This is a genomic window from Streptomyces sp. NPDC008139, assembly GCF_042957025.1.
Lineage (GTDB): Bacteria > Actinomycetota > Actinomycetes > Streptomycetales > Streptomycetaceae > Actinacidiphila.
Window position 1 is genome coordinate 44,180 of record NZ_JBIBHM010000009.1, and the last position, 17,251, is coordinate 61,430.

Annotated in this window: 17 protein-coding genes; 7 read left to right on the forward strand and 10 right to left on the reverse strand. The window is 73.7% G+C overall.

Features of this window, described 5'->3' with window-relative positions:
• Window positions 1-62 precede the first annotated feature (62 nt).
• Both cobT and ACFZBB_RS20205 read right to left on the reverse strand, forming a co-directional pair.
• Window positions 63-1,223, reverse strand: coding sequence for a nicotinate-nucleotide--dimethylbenzimidazole phosphoribosyltransferase (cobT, locus tag ACFZBB_RS20200; protein ID WP_391124058.1), 1,161 nt, complete (start codon window positions 1,221-1,223; stop codon window positions 63-65).
• A 334-nt stretch (window positions 1,224-1,557) separates the two neighbouring features.
• A complete protein-coding gene (locus ACFZBB_RS20205) occupies window positions 1,558-2,742 on the reverse strand; it encodes a bifunctional adenosylcobinamide kinase/adenosylcobinamide-phosphate guanylyltransferase (protein ID WP_391124060.1) in 1,185 nt (394 codons plus the stop codon).
• A gap of 188 nt (window positions 2,743-2,930) precedes the next feature.
• Here ACFZBB_RS20205 and ACFZBB_RS20210 point away from each other — a divergent pair, with 188 nt between their 5' ends.
• Window positions 2,931-3,140 carry a hypothetical protein gene (locus tag ACFZBB_RS20210; RefSeq protein ID WP_391124062.1) on the forward strand — a complete coding sequence of 70 codons (210 nt, stop codon included), beginning with the start codon at window positions 2,931-2,933 and terminating at the stop codon, window positions 3,138-3,140.
• A gap of 80 nt (window positions 3,141-3,220) precedes the next feature.
• Here ACFZBB_RS20210 and ACFZBB_RS20215 read toward each other — a convergent pair whose 3' ends face one another.
• The 3 genes from ACFZBB_RS20215 to ACFZBB_RS20225 all read right to left on the reverse strand — a co-directional run bounded on the left by ACFZBB_RS20215 (window position 3,221) and on the right by ACFZBB_RS20225 (window position 6,113).
• A complete protein-coding gene (locus tag ACFZBB_RS20215; RefSeq protein WP_391124064.1) occupies window positions 3,221-4,312 on the reverse strand; it encodes a trypsin-like peptidase domain-containing protein in 1,092 nt (363 codons plus the stop codon).
• Window positions 4,313-4,513: 201 nt separating this feature from the next.
• Complete coding sequence (locus ACFZBB_RS20220; RefSeq protein ID WP_391124706.1) at window positions 4,514-5,293, reverse strand: methyltransferase domain-containing protein; 780 nt, start codon at window positions 5,291-5,293, stop codon at window positions 4,514-4,516.
• A 238-nt stretch (window positions 5,294-5,531) separates the two neighbouring features.
• Window positions 5,532-6,113, reverse strand: coding sequence for a DUF3043 domain-containing protein (locus ACFZBB_RS20225; RefSeq protein WP_391124067.1), 582 nt, complete (start codon window positions 6,111-6,113; stop codon window positions 5,532-5,534).
• Window positions 6,114-6,318: 205 nt separating this feature from the next.
• Between ACFZBB_RS20225 and ACFZBB_RS20230 the strand changes: the two genes are divergently transcribed.
• The 4 genes from ACFZBB_RS20230 (at window position 6,319) to ACFZBB_RS20245 (ending at window position 9,740) form a co-directional block, all read left to right on the forward strand.
• Window positions 6,319-7,110 (forward strand): PspA/IM30 family protein, encoded by a 792-nt coding sequence (locus ACFZBB_RS20230; protein ID WP_355334301.1) that lies wholly within the window; start codon window positions 6,319-6,321, stop codon window positions 7,108-7,110.
• A gap of 157 nt (window positions 7,111-7,267) precedes the next feature.
• On the forward strand, window positions 7,268-7,546 hold the full coding sequence (locus tag ACFZBB_RS20235) for a hypothetical protein (RefSeq protein ID WP_188282672.1): 279 nt from the start codon (window positions 7,268-7,270) through the stop codon (window positions 7,544-7,546).
• A gap of 89 nt (window positions 7,547-7,635) precedes the next feature.
• Window positions 7,636-9,033: a histidine kinase gene (locus tag ACFZBB_RS20240; protein WP_391124071.1), complete on the forward strand. Its 1,398-nt coding sequence runs from the start codon at window positions 7,636-7,638 to the stop codon at window positions 9,031-9,033.
• The gene (locus ACFZBB_RS20245) at window positions 9,030-9,740 is read left to right on the forward strand and encodes a response regulator (protein WP_391124074.1); all 711 of its coding nucleotides are present in this window, start codon (window positions 9,030-9,032) and stop codon (window positions 9,738-9,740) included. Before ACFZBB_RS20240 ends, ACFZBB_RS20245 begins: the two co-directional genes overlap by 4 nt.
• 132 nt (window positions 9,741-9,872) lie before the next feature.
• Here ACFZBB_RS20245 and ACFZBB_RS20250 read toward each other — a convergent pair whose 3' ends face one another.
• Window positions 9,873-10,751: a GNAT family N-acetyltransferase gene (locus ACFZBB_RS20250; RefSeq protein ID WP_391124077.1), complete on the reverse strand. Its 879-nt coding sequence runs from the start codon at window positions 10,749-10,751 to the stop codon at window positions 9,873-9,875.
• 22 nt (window positions 10,752-10,773) lie between these two features.
• A complete protein-coding gene (gene nadA, locus ACFZBB_RS20255; protein WP_391124081.1) occupies window positions 10,774-11,946 on the reverse strand; it encodes a quinolinate synthase NadA in 1,173 nt (390 codons plus the stop codon).
• Window positions 11,947-12,215: 269 nt separating this feature from the next.
• Here nadA and ACFZBB_RS20260 point away from each other — a divergent pair, with 269 nt between their 5' ends.
• Window positions 12,216-12,569, forward strand: a complete 354-nt coding sequence (locus ACFZBB_RS20260; RefSeq protein WP_188281477.1) for an iron-sulfur cluster assembly accessory protein — start codon at window positions 12,216-12,218, stop codon at window positions 12,567-12,569.
• Window positions 12,570-12,676: 107 nt separating this feature from the next.
• On the opposite strand, the gene ACFZBB_RS20265 is transcribed toward ACFZBB_RS20260, so the two are convergent.
• Together ACFZBB_RS20265 and ACFZBB_RS20270 are read right to left on the reverse strand one after the other, a co-directional pair.
• Window positions 12,677-14,293, reverse strand: a complete 1,617-nt coding sequence (locus ACFZBB_RS20265) for a hypothetical protein (protein ID WP_391124084.1) — start codon at window positions 14,291-14,293, stop codon at window positions 12,677-12,679.
• A gap of 137 nt (window positions 14,294-14,430) precedes the next feature.
• Window positions 14,431-14,688 carry a hypothetical protein gene (locus ACFZBB_RS20270; RefSeq protein ID WP_391124087.1) on the reverse strand — a complete coding sequence of 86 codons (258 nt, stop codon included), beginning with the start codon at window positions 14,686-14,688 and terminating at the stop codon, window positions 14,431-14,433.
• A gap of 136 nt (window positions 14,689-14,824) precedes the next feature.
• Here ACFZBB_RS20270 and ACFZBB_RS20275 point away from each other — a divergent pair, with 136 nt between their 5' ends.
• Window positions 14,825-15,805 carry a PfkB family carbohydrate kinase gene (locus ACFZBB_RS20275; protein ID WP_391124090.1) on the forward strand — a complete coding sequence of 327 codons (981 nt, stop codon included), beginning with the start codon at window positions 14,825-14,827 and terminating at the stop codon, window positions 15,803-15,805.
• A 22-nt stretch (window positions 15,806-15,827) separates the two neighbouring features.
• Here ACFZBB_RS20275 and ACFZBB_RS20280 read toward each other — a convergent pair whose 3' ends face one another.
• Complete coding sequence (locus ACFZBB_RS20280) at window positions 15,828-17,225, reverse strand: aminotransferase class V-fold PLP-dependent enzyme (RefSeq protein ID WP_391124093.1); 1,398 nt, start codon at window positions 17,223-17,225, stop codon at window positions 15,828-15,830.
• Window positions 17,226-17,251 lie beyond the last annotated feature (26 nt).

Here is a 17,251-nt window from a genome sequence, read left to right on the forward strand (position 1 = left end):
TTTGGGGTCGCGCCGGGCCGCTCGCACCCTGGCGGGGACGGTTCCGCCGAGGGGCTTTTCGTTTACGAGGCGGGGTCGGCTTCCGGCTGCGGCGCCGGCTCTGCCTCCGGCTTTGCCTGCGCCTGTGCCTCTTCGGCGTCCGTGGCGTCCTTCTCTGTCTCCGGCTCCGGGTCCGGCTTCTCGTCCGGGTACGGGAGTTCGGCCGACAGGGCCGCCGCGGCCTGGAGGAGGGGGAGGGCCAGCAGGGAGCCGGCCGCGCCGCCGAGGTGCACGCCCTGGTCGAGCAGCGGTTCGAGGGAGATCCGGTCCAGCGCCTTCGCCTGGCCCGGCTCGCCGCTGGCGTGACCCGCCAGCCACCAGTCCGGTGCCCGGAAGGCGATCCGCTGGGCGACCAGCGCGCACGCGGCGCTGACGACTCCGTCGAGGACCACCGGGAGCTTGCGTACCGCCGCCTGGAGCAGGAAGCCGGTCATCGCGGCGAAGTCGGCGCCGCCGACCGCGGCCAGCAGCGCGAGCTGGTCGCCGAGGACCGGGCGGGCCCGGCGCAGCGCGTCACGGATCGCGGCGCACTTGCGCATCCACGCGAGGTCGTCGATGCCGGAGCCGCGGCCGGTGACGACGGAGGCGTCCGTGCCGCACAGCGCCGCGATCAGTACGGCGGCGGGCGTCGTGCCGCCGACGCTCAGGTCGCCGAGGAGTACGAGGTCCGTGCCGGAGTCCGCCTGCTCGTCCGCGACGGTCATGCCGACCCGGAACGCCTGCTCGGCCTCTTCCCGCGTCAGGGCGTCCTCGATGTCGATCCGGCCGGAGCCGCGGCGCACGCGGTGCGCCGTCACGTAGTCCGGCAGCTCGGACGGGTCGCAGTCCAGCGCCATGTCGATGACGTCCACGTGCGCGCCGTACTGGCGCGCCAGCACGCTGGCCGGTGCGGTGCCGCCCAGCACCGCCTTCACCAACTCGGTGGCCGTACCGGCCTTCCGCGCCGACACCTCCAGCGAGGCCACGCCGTGGTCGGCCGCGAAGATGAGCGCACGCGGTGCCGCGATCGGCCCGGTCGGCACCTCGCCGCGCACCGCCGCCAGCCAGTCCGCCAGCTCGGCCGGTTTCCCCAGCCCTCCCGCCGGCCGCACCAGCTTCTGCCAGCGCTCCTGCGAGTCCCGTCGAACCCCAGCGTCGGGCCGCTCCACGAGGGAGCCGAAGTCGTCCAAGTCGATGCCGCTCACCCGTGGAACCCTACCGGTCGCCTCGCCGGCGTGGCCTCACGGGTTCACCCGCCACCCCCAACCTCCCCGAGGGCCCGCCCTCTTCACCTCCCCCGTCCTTCTGCCCTCTACGACGGGGCGTCGAGGCCGACCTCTTGTCGGCTGCGGGAAACCGCGCGGCCCGCACCCACCGGGCCGGTGGTCCGGAGACAACCGAACTGCCCCGCCGCGGCCGGTGGTGACCTGCGGGAGCGCGCTGGCTTGTCGCGCAGTTCCCCGCGCCCCTCAAAAGATCGGCTCACCGCCCCGCCGGAGTGGGCCGTTGGGGCGGGTGGGGAGGCGCCCCGGCGAGGGGTCAGCGGAGGGGGAGGGGGAGGCCGGATACCAGGAGGAGGACGGATTCGGATTCGGCGGCGACGGCGGCGTTGAGACGGCCGAGCTCGTCGCGGAAGAGGCGGCCGGAGGGGTGGGCGGGGACGACGCCGGAGCCGACTTCGTTGGAGACGGCGACGACGGTGCGCGGGGTGCGGCGGAAGGCGGCGACGAGCTCGGCGGTACGGCCGCGGACCTCGTCGAGGGAAGCCCCCGGCGCCCAGGCGTCGGCCTTGTCGAGGACGGACGTGAGCCAGAGGCCGAGGCAGTCGATGAGCAGGGGCGGCCCGGGGGCGGTCAGCAGGGGGACGAGGTCGCAGGTCTCCTCGGTGCGCCACGAGGCGGGTCGGCGCTCGCGGTGGGCGGCCACCCGGCGGGCCCACTCGTCGTCGCCGTCGCGAGACCCCCCGGTGGCGACGTAGAGGACCCCGGGGAAACCGGCCAGCCGCCGTTCGGCCTCGGCGGACTTGCCCGAGCGGGCCCCGCCCAGCACGAGGGTCCGGCGCGGGATGTCCGGCACCTCCTGGTAGTCGCCGACGGTCAGCGTCGTACCGTCGGGGACCGCGCGGGCCCCGAGGGCGGCCAGCCGTCGGCCCAGCTCCGGCCGCGGCGGCGCCCCGTGGTCGAGGTGGACGGCGACCACGTCGGTCGTCGGCCCGACGGCGCCCGCCGCGCGCAGCCGGGCGAGGGCGTCCGGCCGTCCGACGGCGTCGAGCAGGACGAGGTCGTACGGCACCTGCCCGTCCGGCGTCCCGGCGGGCGCGCCGCCCGGCGGGAGGTAGAGCACGCGCAGCCCGTCGGGGGACTCGATGGCGTACCCGGTGCCGGGCGCGTCCATGGCGACGGCCTGCACATGGTGGCCGGTGATCAGCGCGAGCCGCTGCCCGTCGGGGACGCGGGTCGGGGCGGGCAGCCCCGGCGGGATCTCCACGGCCGGGCCGTCGTGCGGGTGCGAGAGCAGCACCAGGCGCAGCCCGCCGAGCGTGTGCCCGGCCCGCGCCGCGGCCAGCGCCACCCCGGGCGTCAGGTCGAGCAGCACCACACCGTCCACCAGAACGGCGGTCGCGCCGCGCGCGCCCGCGCCGACGGCGACCGCGCACGCCGCGCAGGGGCAGTCGGGCAGCGGCAGCCCCTCGGGGCCGCCGGTGCCGAGCAGAGTCAGTTCCACGGGACGATCGTCTCGCGTCCTGCCGCGCCGGGCGCGCGGGGTCCGCCATGCGGAGACTCCCGATACGGCGAGGACTCCCGATACGCTGCGGTGCAGGCGGCACGCGCCCGGTGATCCCCGCAGCTCGCGGCGGCGGGAACGGGAGCGCAGGCGGCACGGTGGACCGACGGGACCGAGGAGAGACACACATGGCGTGGACGTGGCGGTTCGAGAAGGCCGACGGCACCGAGGTGCAGCCCGCGGTGCAGCCCGAGGAGTTCACCACACAGGGCGACGCGGAGTCCTGGGTGGGCGAGGTCTGGAAGGAACTGTTGGAAGGCGGCACCGACCAGGTCCACCTCTTCGACGGCGACTCCAAGATCTACGGCCCGATGAGCCTGCACGGCGACGAGGACTGACCTCGGGGCCTGTCCGGGACGACGGCGGTGCCGCACCCGCGCATGGGGTGCGGCACCGCCGTCGTCATGCCGTACCGCGCTCACAGCGAGCCCAGCGTGACCTCCACGGTCTTCGCCGCCCCGTCCTGCTCGTAGCCGACCTGCACCTTGTCGCCCGGCTTGTACGAGGCCAGCGCCTCGGTCAGCGTCTGCGCCGTGGTGATCGGCGTCGAGCCCAGCTTGGTGATCACGTCGCCCGTCTTGAGCCCGGCCTTCTCGGCGGCGCCGCCTTTGGTCACCGAGACGATCGCGGCGCCCGCGGGCTGGAGCCCGTTGTCCACGACGCCGCGCACGGTGATGCCGAGCGCCGCCCGGCCGGAGTCCACGACCTTGCCGTCCTTGATGATCTGGCCGGCGATCCGGGTGACCGTCGAGGACGGGATCGCGAAGCCGATGCCGGGCGCCGAGCCGCTGCCGAGCTGCGGGTCGGTCGCGGCCAGCGTCGGGATGCCGATGACCTGGTTGGCGAGGTTCACCAGCGCGCCGCCGCTGTTGCCCGGATTGATCGACGCCGAGGTCTGCACCATGTCGGGGATGGTCGCCCCGGTCCCGCCGCCCGTGGCGCCTTCGCTGACGGTGCGGCCGGTCGCCGACACGATGCCCTCGGTGACGCTGCTCGACAGCCCCAGCGGATTGCCCATCGCCAGCACGATCTGGCCGACCGCCACCTTCGAGGAGTCCGCGAAGCTCGCCGGGTGCAGACCGCTCGGCGGCGACGACAGCCTGATCACGGCCAGGTCCTCGGCGGGGTAGGTCGCCACCAGGGTCGCGGCCAGCGCCTTGCCGCCGGTGGCCAGATTGACCTGGAAGCTCTTCGCGGTGCCGACCACATGGGCGTTCGTGACGATGTCGCCCTTGTCGTCGTACACGACCCCGGAGCCGAGGTCGGAGTTCGTCGTGATCTGCACGACCGACGGCAGCACGTTCTTCACGGTGTTCTCGTACGACGTCTGGAGGTCGTTGCTCCCCGACGAGGACGTGTCGGCCGCGGGCGCCACCGTGGCGGGGGCCGACCTCGCCGCCGAGCCGGAGTCGGAGCTGCAACCGGAGGCGAACATCGCCGTCGCGCAGACGGCGGCGGCGCCGGGCAGCAGGAACCGGGTGCGGTGCCAAGGGGTACGCGATCCACTCATGCCTGAATTGTCACGTTTGCGGCAGCCCCTGACCCGGCCCGCACAGCCAAACGGGTCTCGCCCCCGCAGGGACACCGTCCTTCGCCCGGGCCTCCACGCGGGACCTCACTCGGGCCTCCACGCGGCCATAACGCGGACCTCGTTACGTGCCTACACGCGGCCTTCACGCGGATCTCCGTACGGACCTTCACGCAGGCACGGTCAGCAGCGCACGCCGCACAGGTGCAGCAGCGCGGCCACCGCGCGGTACGGATCGGTCCGCCCGGCGGCCTCCTCCGCGTCGAGCAGCTGGGCCAGCTCGTGCGGGTCCTGCGGAGGGCGCGCGCCGTCCGGCGCGGTGTCGGTGAAGACCCGCACCCCGTACCACGCCTGGAGGGGCACGCCGATCCCGGCGAGCGTCGCCGTGAGGCGTTCGCGCCGGTCGGCGCGGGTGGTCAGGCCGAGCCGGTTGGTGTAGCCGGTGGCGCCGACCGCGCCCAGGGCGCCCGACCAGTCGCCCAGCAGCCCCGGCCGCATGGCCAGCGCGTCGCCGTTCCGCACGAGCAGCGAGAGCAGGCCGCCGGGAGCCAGCACCCTGGCGAGCGCGGCGAGCAGCGGCTCGGGGTCGGGCACGTACATGAGCACGCCGTGGCAGAGCACGACGTCGAAGCAGGCGGGCCCGAAGTGGCGGCCGGTCTGGCGGCCGTCGCCGCGCAGCAGCGCCATCCGGTCGCGTACGTCCTGCGGCTCGGCGGCGACCGCGGCCCGCAGGGCGGTGAGCATCGCCGGGTCGGACTCCAGACCGGTCACGATGTGGCCCGCGCGGGCCAGCCGCAGCGCCTGGGTGCCCTGGCCGGGGCCGATGTCCAGCACGCGCAGCGACCGCTGGTGCCGGGCGTGCGCGCCGCCGCTGGGCGGGAAGTGCGCGGTGAGGCGCTCGTCGAGCTGGCGCGAGACCAGCTCCTGCCTGACGGTGTTGCGCAGGCCGTCGAGCCCGGCCAGCCAGTTGCCCGCGCCGCCGGAGAAGCCGCCCGCGCCGGGCGCCTCCGCGACGGGAGCCCGGGGCGGGACGGGCACACCGGCGGCCGGAGTCCCGAAGCCGTACGCGCCGCCCGGATACGCCGACCCGTACGGCGCAACCGCGCCGAAGGACCCGGCGGACGGGTCGTCCCCGCCCGGAGCGGGCGCACCGAATCCGGCGGCGTCGGCCGCCCTCGCGTCGTTCAGAATCCGCCGCCGTTCAGAGCTGGTCGCCGCGCTGCACCTGCGGCTTGGGCAGCCGCAGACGGCGCATCTGGAGGGTGCGCATCAGCCCGTAGGCGACGGCGCCCTTGTGGCTCTTGTCGGGGAGCCGCTTGCGCAACTGCTGGCGCAGCCGGAACGCGGTGACGAACGAGTCGACCACGATCGCCACGATCACGACCAGCCACAGCAGCAGCGACAGGCTCTGGAGGGAGCCGATGATGCTCATCACGAGGATCAGGACCGCGACCGGCAGGAAGAACTCGGCCACCCGGAACCGCGAGTCGACGTAGTCGCGGGTGAACTTGCGCACCGGCCCCTTGTCCCTGACCGGCAGATACCGCTCGTCGCCACCGGCCAGCGCCTGGCGCTGCTTGGCCATCTCGGTGCGGCGGGCGTCGCGGGCCTGCCGCGTGGCCGCCTTGCGGTCGGTCGGCGCGGTGACGGCCTTGCGGCGCTGGCTCTGGGCCTCACTGCGCTTCGGAGTGGGGCGACCCTTGGGAGCCTGCGGGTCACGTACCTGGTCGTCGATCACCGCGGTGGTCGAGACCTGCTCATCTTCGGAACGACGTCGGAACACACCCCCAGGTTACGTGGTTCCCGGGCCCGGCCCCAGCCCCTCACCTACTCCTTGGGCCTGAGGTCACCGAACCGTGATCGTCCCTACGGATGACCGCATCCGCACCCGAACAGTGCGGTAATGGAACCAGGGCCCGTAGGCTGGGGTCTGTAGAGGTGCTGAGGCATGCTGGAGCAGTTGCCGGAGAAGGGGGCGCGCGAGGCCCATGAGCGGTGTCATGAAGCGGATGGGACTGATTTTCCGCGCGAAGGCCAACAAGGCCCTGGACAGGGCCGAGGACCCGCGCGAGACGCTCGACTACTCGTACCAGAAGCAGCTCGAACTGCTGCAGAAGGTACGGCGGGGCGTGGCGGACGTCGCCACCTCCCGTAAGCGGCTCGAATTGCAGCTCACGGAGTTGCAGAAGAAGTCGTCGACCTACGAGGACCAGGGGCGCAAGGCGCTGGCGCTGGGCCGTGAGGATCTGGCCCGCGAGGCGCTGTCGCGCCGGGCCGCCCTCCAGCAGCAGGTCGCCGACCTGGAGACGCAGCACACCACGCTCCAGGGTGAGGAGGAGAAGCTCACGCTCGCCTCCCAGCGGTTGCAGGCCAAGGTGGACGCCTTCCGTACGAAGAAGGAGACCATCAAGGCCACGTACACCGCGGCCCAGGCGCAGACCCAGATCGGCGAGGCGTTCTCCGGCATCTCCGAGGAGATGGGCGACGTCGGCATGGCGATCCAGCGTGCCGAGGACAAGACCGAGCAGCTCAGGGCCCGCGCGGGCGCTCTCGACGAGCTGCTGGCCTCGGGCGCGCTCGACGACCCGAGCGGTCTGGCCAAGGACGACATCCAGTCCGAGCTCGACCGGCTCTCCGGTGGCAGCGACGTCGAGCTGGAGCTCCAGCGGATGAAGGCCGAGCTGGCCGGCGGCAGCGCGCCGCAGGCGATCGAGGGCGGGCAGGGCGGTCAGGCCGCCAAGCCCGAGCCGCAGGACACCCCGCGGTTCGACAAGCAGTAGGTCTCACCGGCAGGAGGTCATGGCCGGCGGTAGGTCGTGACCAGCGGTGGATGTGGACTGCGGTGGACGTGGACAGGGACGCGCGCCGCAGGGGTACGCAGGACAGGCAAGCTCGGCCGCCGGGCGGCACGTCAGCAGGGTTACGGAGGAGGCCGTCATGATCGTACGGATCATGGGGGAGGGCCAGGTCGGGCTCGACGAGAGCCATCTCGGCGAGCTGAACAAGCTGGACGACGAGCTGCTCGCCGAGGTCAGGAACGGGGACGAGGAGGGCTTCCGGCGCACGCTGGGCGCCCTGCTCGACGCGGTCCGCCGCTTCGGCGAGCCGGTGCCCGACGACTCCCTGGAGCCGTCGACGCTGATCCTGCCGTCGCCGGACGCGAGCCTCGAAGAGGTCCGTGAACTGCTCAACGACGACGGACTGATCCCGGGCTGAGGGCGGAGCACCGGGCGGGTACGGGGCGCGCCGGGCTTCCCGTACCGTTGCCTACCGTGCAGTATCCGCTTCCGCCGAGGAATCCTCTCGTGGGCCCGAGCCGTTGGCTGCGGGCGCATCAGGGGACGGCTGACGCGGGTCTCGCCGCCCTCGTCTTCGCGGTGATCCTGGCCGGCACGGTGGCCGGGATCCAGACGTACCGGCTCGGCCTGGTCGACACCGCGCTCGCGGCGCTGGCCTGCGGGTCGCTCGTCCTGCGCCGCCGCGTCCCGTGGGCGGTGCTGGTCTTCACCTGTGTGCTCTCCGCGGTCTTCATCGCGCTGCGCCCGGTCGACGGCCGCATCCCGGTGATCTTCGCGGTGGCCCTCGCCCTGTGCACCGTCGCCGCCCGCACCGACCGGCACACCACCTGGGTGACCGGGCTGCTGGTCAGCGTCGGACTGACCGCGCTGGCCATGTCCTGCGGCCCGGGGCCCTGGTACGGGCAGTCCAACTTCGGCGTCTTCGCCTGGACGGGCATGGCCGCGGCGGCCGGTGACGCGGCCCGCAGCCGCCGCGCGTACGTCGCCGCCGTCGAGGAACGGGCGCTGCGCGCGGAACGCAGCCGCGAGGAGGAGGCCAGACGGCGGGTGGCGGAGGAACGGATGCGGATCGCCCGCGAGCTGCACGACGTGGTCGCCCACCACATCGCCCTGGTCAATGTGCAGGCCGGGGTCGCCGCGCACGTCATGGACAGCAGGCCCGACCAGGCCAAGCAGGCCCTCGCGCACGTCCGCGAGGCGAGCCGGTCCGCCCTGCACGAACTGCGCGCCACCGTCGGCCTGTTGCGCCAGTCGGGAGAGCCCGAGGCGCCGATGGAACCGGCGCCGGGCCTCGCCGTCCTCGATCAGCTCCTCGACGGCTTCCTGCGCGCCGGGCTGCGCGTCACCGTCGAATGCGCGGTGGACGGCCACGAGGTGCGCGAGGACGCGCGTGCGGGGCCGGGGGAGCGGGGCGGGAGCGCGATGGGCGACCCGGCCGTGCCGCCGCTGCCCGCCAGCGTCGACCTCACCGCGTACCGCGTGATCCAGGAGTCCCTCACGAACGTGCAGAAGCACGCGGGCCCCGGCGCGGGCGCCGTCGTCCGCATCCGCCGCGAGCCGGGCGTGCTCGAAGTCGTGGTGGACGACGACGGCGCCCCCGGCGAGGCCGCCTCGCTGCTGCCGTCCGGCGCGCTGCCGGGGCCCCGGCGCGGCAGCGGTTCAGGCGGTACGGGCGGTATGGGGAACGGCGGCCCGCCGGGTCCCGCCGACCGGCACGACGGCGCCCCCGGCGGCCACGGCCTGCTCGGCATGCACGAGCGGGCCAGCGCGCTCGGCGGCATGTGCCGCACCGGCGCCCGCCCCGGCGGCGGCTTCCGCGTCTGGGTCCGGCTCCCGCTCTCCACGCCCCCGCACCCGGCCGCCGCCCCGGCCGTCCCGCCGCGCGCCCAGGGGAGCGCCGGATGATCGGCACCGGCCGCCTCGCCGACGAGCGCGCGCGGGGACCGCTGCGCGTCGTCCTCGCCGACGACCAGGCCCTGCTGCGCGGCGCGCTGCGCGTCCTGGTGGAGTCCGAGCCCGACATGGAGGTGGTCGGAGAGGCCACCGACGGCGCGGAGGCGGTCGAACTGGCCAGGACCGCAAGCCCCGACGTGGTGCTGATGGACATCCGGATGCCGCGTACCGACGGCCTCGCCGCGACCCGCGAGATCACCGCCGACCCGGAGCTGACCGGGGTCGCGGTGCTGGTGCTGACCACCTTCGAGGCCGACGAGTACGTGGTGCAGGCGATCCTCGCGGGGGCCGCGGGCTTCCTCGGCAAGGGCGCGGAGCCCGAGGAACTGCTCGGCGGCATCAGGACGGTGGCCGCGGGCGACGCGCTGCTGTCGCCGTCCGCGACCAAGAGCCTGATCGCCCGTTTCGTGTCGCAGCAGATCGACGCCGGGGTCCGTACGGTCGCCGGCCTCGACGCGCTGACCGTCCGGGAGCGGGAGGTGCTGATCGAGGTGGCGGGCGGGCTGTCCAACGCGGCCATCGCGGCACGCCTCGGCGTCAGCCCGCTCACCGTCAAGACCCACATCAACCACACCATGGCCAAGCTCGCCGCCCGCGACCGCGCCCAACTGGTCGTCGCCGCCTACGAGTCGGGCCTGGTCCGCCCCCACCCCCGCTGACCGCCCCCCGGCCGGGCCCGTCGTCCGCCCCGCCACCGCCCGCCCGCAGCGGAGCCGCCTCGTCGGGCTGACCGCCCCTCGGCCGGCGCCCGCCTCGCCCCCGCCCGCAGCGGAGCCGCCTCGTCGGACTCCTCAGAGGAAGGTCTCCGAGGGGATGTACGGCATCGGCGGACGCATGCCGCGCAGGCAGACGAAGCCGGCGTTGGCGATCTCCAGTCCGGCGGCGATCCCGACGTCCAGGGCCCAGTCCTGCTCGGCGGTCAGCCGGTCGACGCGGGCGGTCTCGCCCTCGGGGACGCTCAGCAGCGCGGCGGTCAGGAGGCGGGAGGCAAGACGCCGCGAGGTGGCGGCGATCAGTTCGACGCTGCCGCCGCGCAGGTAGCAGTAGCCGCTGCCCGCGAGGTCGTCGACCACGAACAGCCGGTGGTGGCGCAGCAGTTCCTCGTGGTCGGCGCCGTGCGCGCCGCCCCGGGTCCTGCGGTCGAGGGAGTCCAGCAGGTCGCGGTGGCGGGCGGTGCCCTCGTGCACCGCGCCGTCCGGCGGCTTGAGACCGGCCGCGTCCACCGGGCCCGTGAGCCGCATCGCGGGGTGCAGCGTGAATCCGGCCCTGCGGTACGTACGGGCCGCCACCGGGTGCCGCGAGCCGCAGATGATGCCGCGCAGGCACGCCCTGCCGTGCACCAACGCCCGTGCGAGCAGCGCCTTTCCGACGCCCTTGCCCTGCGCGCCGGGCACCACGGCCAGCAGCGACAGGCCCCAGGTGCCCTCGCGCCGGGTGGACAGCGCGACCCCGACCGGCCCCGCCGTCCCGTCCTCGATCAGCCAGCAGCCGCCGGGGTCGCTGCGCGCCAGGTGCCGGGTGGCGCTGTGCTGTCTGGCGATCTCCGCGGCCGGTAACGGCCCTTGCGGCGCCTCGCCCTTCAGTAGGTGCGAGGCGCCGAAGGCGGCGGACGAGATCACCCGCACGACTTCGGCGTCCTCCTCGTCGTCACGTACCGGTCGAAGGATCACGTGTCCATCATCGCGCCGCGCGTTACGGCAGGGCCAGCATCTGCTCCAGCGCCAGCTTCGCGAAGTGCTCGGTCTCCGCGTCGACCTGGATGCGGTTGACGAGCTTGCCGTCGGCCAGCGACTCCAGCGTCCACACCAGGTGCGGCAGGTCGATCCGGTTCATCGTCGAGCAGAAGCAGACGGTCTTGTCGAGGAAGACGATCTGCTTGTCGGGGTGGGAGTTGGCGAGCCTGCGCACCAGGTTCAGCTCGGTGCCCAGCGCCCACGCGGAACCGGCGGGGGCCTCGTCCAGCATCTTGATGATGTGCTCGGTCGAGCCGACGTAGTCCGCCGCCGCGACCACCTCGTGCTTGCACTCGGGGTGCACCAGGACGTTGACGCCGGGTATCCGGGCGCGGACGTCCTCGACCGACTCCAGCGAGAAGCGGCCGTGCACCGAGCAGTGGCCGCGCCACAGGATCATCTTGGCCGCGCGGAGCTGCTCGACGGTCAGACCGCCGTTCGGCTTGTGCGGGTTGTAGACGACGCAGTCGTCCAGCGAGAAGCCCATGTCGCGTACGGCGGTGTTGCGGCCGAGGTGCTGGTCGGGGAGGAAGAGCACCTTCTCGCCCCGCGAGAAGGCCCACTCCAGCGCGCGCCGGGCGTTGGACGAGGTGCAGATGGTGCCGCCGTGGCGACCGGTGAAGGACTTGATGTCGGCGGAGGAGTTCATGTACGACACCGGCACGGTGACGTCGGCGACGCCCGCCTCGGCGAGCACGTCCCAGCACTCCGCGACCTGCTCGGCGCTGGCCATGTCGGCCATCGAGCAGCCCGCGGCGAGGTCGGGCAGGATGACCTGCTGCCGCTCGGAGGTGAGGATGTCGGCCGACTCGGCCATGAAGTGCACACCGCAGAAGACGATGTACTCGGCCTCCGGCCTGGCGGCGGCGTCCCGCGCGAGCTTGAAGGAGTCCCCGGTGACGTCCGCGAACTCGATCACCTCGTCGCGCTGGTAGTGGTGGCCGAGGATGAAGACCTTGTCGCCGAGGCGGGCCTTGGCGGCGCGGGCGCGCTCCACCAGGTCCGGGTCGGACGGTGCGGGCAGGTCCCCGGGGCACTCGACTCCGCGCTCGCTGCGGGGGTCGGACTCCCGGCCGAGCAGGAGGAGTGCGAGAGGCGTGGGCTGTACGTCCAGCGGTTGCGTCGTGGTCACGGGCCCGTAGCCCTTTCTTTGCAGCGCAGACCTTTTCGTCTACTTGACGTTATCTATCATAGCCCGTTCGTGTCAGATTGACGATGCCGGTTTCGTCAATGTGACGCATTCGCTCTCGCCGCTCCCTGCGCCCTCCCTCGCCGCCGCCGCGGTGTGCGAGCATGGAGGGGAATAAGTCGTAGCGGACCTCGACACGCACGGAATGAATCCGCGCGGTTGCCGGTTAGCAGTCGGTAGCCAGCAGTCCGTACAACCCGGGAGAGAAGCACATGACGGTTCAGGACGAGACCACCACGACGGACGGCATCCTCCTGTCCGACGCTGCCGCCATCAAGGTGAAGACCCTGCTGGAGCAGGAGGGCCGTGAGGACCTCGCTCTGCGCGTCGCCGTCCAGCCCGGTGGCTGCTCGGGACTGCGCTACCAGCTCTTCTTCGACGAGCGCTCGCTCGACGGCGACGTGGTCAAGGACTTCGGTGGCGTCAAGGTCGTCACCGACCGGATGAGCGCCCCGTACCTGGGCGGCGCCTCGATCGACTTCGTCGACACCATCGAGAAGCAGGGCTTCACGATCGACAACCCGAACGCCACCGGCTCCTGCGCCTGCGGCGACTCGTTCAGCTAACCGGTCCGCGGCCGGGCCCACGCCCGGCCGCACCGGAGCACGAAGGCGGCGGCGCCCCTGCGAGGGGGTGCCGCCGCCTTCACGTGTGCCCGGCGTACGCGGTGCGCTCAGCGCGCCTTCAGCGGGTGCCCGCTGGAGGTGTCCACGACCGTACGGCCGCCGAGCGGCTTGTCCAGCGTCACCTTCTCGGTGAACTCCTTGGCGAGCGTGACGCACGTGCCGCCCTTGTCGGCCGCGGTGACCGTCACCCGCACCTCGTCCGCCGACTCCGCGGCCTTCGCGCTGTACGTGCTGCACACCCCGCCGTAGAAGGTCAGCGACAGCGTGCCGCCGTCCGCGTGGTACGTGCTCAGACCGACCGTGTGGTGCCGCTGGGCGGGCCCGCTCGGCTGCTCCGGCACGCTGGAGGGCGGCACGGCGGTACCGGGCGCGTCACGCTGGATGTACGCCGGGTCCACCGCGGGCTGCGCCTCCACGCTCGACCGGCTCACACCGGGCTGCGCGACCTCGAAGAGCCAGGACGGCACCAGCACCTGGGCGCCGGACACGTAGTCGAGCGACAGGCCGAACTCGGCGCCGCGCACGTCCATCGGATGGCCGTTGCCCGGCACGCACGGCAGCGTGTGGGGGAGCGTCCTGTCCTCGCCGGGCGTGGTCGGCAGGGCGCTCGGCTTCGGCGCGGGCGCCGACTTTGCCGGACAGGCGGCGATCCCGTGATCGGGGTGCATCACCTGCCCGTTGAGGTCCTTCAGCGCCTGCGCGGCGCTCACCACGGGATAGCTGTCGCCTTTGTCGAGCGCCGAGAGGCGGCCGTGCGCCAGCGTGATCAGCCCGTCGGAGCCGACGTCGAGGCCGGTGCTCCAGTTGTGCGTGGGAAGGCCGTCCACGACCGGGTCGGCCGTCACCGCGCGGAGCGCGCCCGCCGTCTCGTGCGCGTCGACCGTGGCGCCCGACAGGCCGAGACCGGCCAGTACGGGCGCGGCCACCGCCTTCGCGCGCTGCTCGGACACCGGCGGCTCGGGCGTCGGCGCCTGCGTCGAGGTCGTACCGCTCGCGGGAGCGGAGGACACTGGTCCGTTCGTGCCGGGGCTGCCGGCGTTGCTCGAACCGCTGGAGCCCGTGCCGGTGCCGGCCCCCGGGCCGCTCTTCTCCGGGCCGCCGGGGTTCACCGGCCGCGGGGGATAGGCAGGTTCCGCCGGGTTGACGGTGGTCGCGCCGTACCGGCTGTACGACCAGGTGCCCGGCGCGGCCTTGGTGACCAGCAGCGTCGGCCCCGCGCCGTCGCCCGGCCCCACCCGCCACGAGTCGCCCTGCGCGGTGGCCGGGCCGCTCATCCCGAGCAGCTTCGCCAGCCGTTCCGCGTCGGCCGCGACGACCGGACCCTGCCCGCGGTAGACCGCGGCGGAGTCGGGGCCCTTGGGCAGCGAGCCGGTCAGCGTGTACGTGCCGCCGGACGCCGGACCGCTGCTCGTCCCGTTGTCCGCGCCGCTGCCGTCCGCGCTGCCCGAGCCTTCGCCGGGGGCGTCGTTCAGCCGCAGCGGGGCCGGCCCGGCCTTCGGGTGACCGCCCTCGTTCGCGGTCGCCGCCCAGTACGCCCCGCCGCCACCGGCCAGCAGGACGGCGGCGGCCACCGCCGCCACCAGCAGCCGTGGCCTGGGCGCGGACCGCTCGGGGCGGGGCTCTTCCGTCGTCGGGTCCGCGTTGTCGTCGCGTTCGGTGCTCACCGCGTGCTCCTTCGGCTCCGTACGTCAGATGCGGATCTGACGCGGCGGGCCGGATTCCGGTTCCGCCGGGGCCGTTGCGCCGTCCGGGGGACGGCGACGCGGGCCTCGCCGAAGGAGCCGGAGGAGCGGGCCAGAGGCTAGTCGCCGAACTCGGCCATACCGCGCACCACGTGCGCGGACGCGGGCGGGACGACGATGCCGTGCAGGCTGGCGGGGGCGACCACGGCCTGGGCCCTGGCGGCCGGGGTGTGCCAGTGCGCGGCCATCCGGCGGCAGTCGCCGAGCAACTGGTCGAGCGACTCGGGCTCGGCGAGCGGGAACGACGCGGACACCGGAGGCGCGGCCGAAGGGGCGGAAGCGGAGGACGGCACGGGTGCGGCGGGAGTAGACCTCATACCTCGACCCTAGGCACGGGCGGACCATCGAGAAAGCCCTACTATCGGGTAGTTTCGCCGTGTCCGACTGCTACGGCGCACCCGGTAGCGTGGGACGCCTGCTCTTCTCGTCGATCCCCCGCAGGAGCCTGCCGTCGTGCGTATCGCCGTAACCGGATCCATCGCCACTGATCATCTGATGACCTTCCCCGGCCGTTTCGCCGATCAGCTCGTCGCCGACCAGCTCCACACGGTGTCGCTGTCCTTCCTCGTGGACGGTCTCGACGTGCGGCGCGGCGGGGTCGCCGCCAACATCTGCTTCGGCATGGGCCAGCTCGGCACCTCGCCGATCCTGGTCGGCGCGGCGGGCAACGACTTCGCCGAGTACCGCGCCTGGCTCCAGCGGCACGGCGTGGACACCTCGTCCGTACGGATCTCCGAGGTGCTGCACACCGCCCGCTTCATCTGCACCACCGACGCCGACCACAACCAGATCGGCTCCTTCTACACCGGCGCCATGAGCGAGGCCCGGCTGATCGAGCTCCAGGCCGTCGCCGACCGCGTCGGCGGCCTCGACCTGGTCTCGATCGGTGCCGACGACCCCGAGGCGATGATCCGGCACACCGAGGAGTGCAGGACCCGCGGCATCCCCTTCGCCGCCGACTTCTCCCAGCAGATCGCGCGGATGGACGGCGACGACATCCGCGTCCTGCTCGAAGGTGCCGCGTACCTCTTCAGCAACGAGTACGAGAAGGGCCTCATCGAGGCCAAGACCGGCTGGAGCGACGAGGAGATCCTGGACCGGGTCGGCACCCGCGTCACCACCCTCGGCTCCCAAGGCGTCCGGATCGACCGCAAGGGCGAGGAGCCCATCCAGGTCGGCTGCGCCGAGGAGCAGACGAAGGCCGACCCCACCGGCGTCGGCGACGGCTTCCGCGCCGGATTCCTGTCCGGGCTCGCCTGGGGCGTCAGCCTCGAACGCGCCGCGCAGGTCGGCTGCATGCTGGCGACCCTCGTCATCGAGACCGTCGGCACCCAGGAGTACGAGCTGCGCCGCGGCCACTTCATGCAGCGCTTCAGCAAGGCGTACGGCGACACCGCCGCCGAAGAGGTCCGCACGCACCTCGGCGCGCGCTGAACCCTCCCCGGATGAGCGCCCGTCAGGCCCTGCGCCGCACCGTGTACGCGGTGCCGCGCTCCGCCGGGCGCTCACCCAGATAGTCGTGGGCCCGCATCTCGCACCACGCGGGGATGTCGAGCCGGGCGGCCTCGTCGTCGGACAGGACTGTGACGAGGCCGCCGACCGGCACGTCGTCGATGACCCGCGCGAGGTCGATGACCGGGATCGGGCAGAGCTTGCCGAGCGAGTCCACGACCAGAGCGGACTCCCGCGGCTCCCGCCCGCCCTGCCGGCCGGGCCCGGACGACGCGGCCGGCGCGGACGACGGCGCGCCCAGCGCCGAGCGGACCTCGGCGACGACCCCCGGCAGCACCGCGAGGAAGCGCTCGACGTCCTGCGCGGCGGTACCCGGCGGCAGCGACACCCGTACGTTCCCCTCGGACAGCACACCCATCGCCTTGAGCACATGGCTGGGCGTCAACGTGCTCGACGTGCACGACGATCCGGACGACACCGAGAAACCGGCCCGGTCGAGACCGGTCAACAGCGCCTCGCCGTCGACGTACAGGCAGGAGAAGGTGACCAGGTGCGGCAGCCGCAGCGTGCCGTGGCCGACCACCTCCACGTCCGGTACGACCCGCGGCACGCGCGACCTGATCAGGTCCACCAACGCCGAGAGCCGGACGGCCTCCTGGGCCGCCTCCTCGCGCACCGCCCGCAGCGACGCGGCGGCGGCGACGATCGCGGGCAGGTTCTCGAAGCCGGGCGCGCGCCCCGACTCCCGTTCGTCCGCGGGCCCCTGAGGCGCGAAGCGGGTGCCCTTGCGGACCACGAGCAGCCCGACCCCGGACGGCCCGCCCCACTTGTGCGCGCTCGCCGTCAGCAGCGACCACTCGCCCTCGACCCGCCCCCAGCCCAGCGACTGCGCCGCGTCCACCAGCAGCGGCACCCCGGCCGCCCGGCACAACGCCGCCGCCTCCGCGACCGGCTGCACCGTACCCACCTCGTGGTTGGCGGACTGGAGGCAGGCCAGCGCGGTGTCCGCGCGCAGCGCCGCCGCGAAGTCCGCGGCGGCCACCCGCCCCGACCGGTCGACGCCCACCGTCACCCGTTCGTACGCCTCCGCCGCGTGCAGCACCGACGAGTGCTCGACGGCCGAGACCACCACCTGACGGCCCGTCCGACGGCGGCCCGCCATGGCGCCGGACACGCCCGTGTGCACCGCGCGTGTCCCCGAAGGAGTGAAGACCAGTTCGTCGGGGCGGCAGCCGACCGCGTCCGCCGCGGCCTCGCGGGCCGCGTCGAGCAGCAGCCGCGCCCGGCGCCCCTCGCGGTACAGCCGCGCGGGGTCGGCCCACCCCTCGTCGAGGGCGGCGAGCAGCGCCTGCCGGGCGACAGGGTGCAGCGGAGCGGCCGAAGCCGTATCGAAATAGGACACCTCAGCACGCTACAACCCGCCCGCGC

Coding starts and splice junctions, on each gene's coding strand:
- ACFZBB_RS20230 (WP_355334301.1), top strand. CDS start 6,319: ATGAGCGGTGTCATGAAGCGGATGGGACTGATTTTCCGCGCGAAGGCC.
- ACFZBB_RS20260 (WP_188281477.1), top strand. CDS start 12,216: ATGACGGTTCAGGACGAGACCACCACGACGGACGGCATCCTCCTGTCC.
- ACFZBB_RS20215 (WP_391124064.1), bottom strand. CDS start 4,312: ATGAGTGGATCGCGTACCCCTTGGCACCGCACCCGGTTCCTGCTGCCC.
- ACFZBB_RS20235 (WP_188282672.1), top strand. CDS start 7,268: ATGATCGTACGGATCATGGGGGAGGGCCAGGTCGGGCTCGACGAGAGC.
- ACFZBB_RS20270 (WP_391124087.1), bottom strand. CDS start 14,688: ATGAGGTCTACTCCCGCCGCACCCGTGCCGTCCTCCGCTTCCGCCCCT.
- ACFZBB_RS20210 (WP_391124062.1), top strand. CDS start 2,931: ATGGCGTGGACGTGGCGGTTCGAGAAGGCCGACGGCACCGAGGTGCAG.
- ACFZBB_RS20245 (WP_391124074.1), top strand. CDS start 9,030: ATGATCGGCACCGGCCGCCTCGCCGACGAGCGCGCGCGGGGACCGCTG.